The organism is Marinobacter sp. EN3 (genome assembly GCF_000475315.1).
Taxonomy (GTDB): Bacteria; Pseudomonadota; Gammaproteobacteria; order Pseudomonadales; family Oleiphilaceae; genus Marinobacter; species Marinobacter nauticus.
In genome coordinates, this window is sequence record NZ_AXCC01000093.1 from 1 (window position 1) to 1301 (window position 1301).

Below are 1301 nucleotides of genomic sequence, written 5' to 3' on the forward strand. Positions count from 1 at the left end.
TATCCCGGAACCAGACGGCGTACCAGGTCAGAGAGTTCGTCTTTGTAAGGATAGGCATCACTCATCAACACCCGTATGCGCCGAGTGTTGCGAATGATGACCGCGCCCACCTTGATCAGCTTCAGCCGCAGGTTACTGGCGCTCATGCGCTCGAAGGGCGTTTTCTTCAGGTGAGCGCGTAATCGCTCGAACAACGTGTAGGCAAAGCCCGACAGAAGCAGCCGCCACTGATTGGTCCACCACCGCGTGCTGGAGGTGCGATCTGCGAACAGACACAACTGCTGATCCTTGATCCGGTTTTCCATGTCGCCCCGGGCACAGTATTGCTCGTAGTAGAGTTTAACGCCGTCGTCGTAACGGGAACTGATGATGAACCTGGGGTTGGCACCCAGTTCGCCTTCTTCCAGCCGGGCGACCACCCAGCGGGGGTGTTTCCAGGTGCGGGCCTGGTATTGGAACCGGTAGGTGGCGGAGACTTTTTCACCCAGTTCGTTGTGAGCCTTGCGAACAAGCATTGAGGGTGCGTCTACCTCCTTGAGCAGTCGGCTGTTCTTACTGATACCGACCAGATAATCCACCTGATTCCGGTCGCACCAGCTCAACAATCGAGGACGATAAAAGCCGCTGTCACCCCGGAACACGATGCGGGTATCCGGCCAGTACTGCCGAATGAACTTCACCAGCAAGGCCAGAATGGCCCAGCTGTGGCGGCTGTCGCTTCGGTTGCTGGTGCGCAGGTAGCTCACCAGCAGATGGCGACCGCAGAACACGTACAGCGGGAAGTAACAATGGTGATCGTAGTAGGCGTTAAAGAACTTGCCGGGCTGGTCGCCATGCACCGGAACGTCGGTGCCATCGAAGTCCAGCACAATTTCCTTGGGTGGAGTCTCGTGCTGTTCAATGAAGTGATGCCACAGCAGTTCGTGGGCTTTGACCACCGCCTGCCGGTCCACGCGCTGTTCCATGCGGCACAAGGTCGATTTGCCCGCCAGAATGGCATCTTCACCGGTCGCGGTCTGAAGTGCCTGATCAGCGCGTAGCGCCTCGTGATCGTTCAGGTCTTCGTACCCGGCGGCCACGCCAAAGACCCGCTGCCGGATCATGGTCTGAAGCTTGTGGCGAACCAGTACCGGATTACGGGCATCGTTCAGAACCGTAGCCAGGCGCTGAGTGAGCTGGTGTTGTTTGTCGACTTCGCGAAGTAGGAGCAATCCGGCATCGGAGGTGATATGGCCACCGGAGAAGTCGGCTTCAATTTGACGGCGAGACAGTGGCGAGAAGGTCAGTTTTTCAGGTACCAT

At 57.7% G+C, this 1301-nt stretch carries 1 protein-coding gene; it reads right to left on the reverse strand.

Annotation, left to right across the window (positions count from 1 at the left end; all coding sequences use genetic code 11):
* Nucleotides 1-1301, reverse strand: a 1301-nt coding sequence (locus tag Q675_RS36570) for an IS1380 family transposase (protein ID WP_023012182.1), incomplete at its 3' end; no start/stop codon positions are given.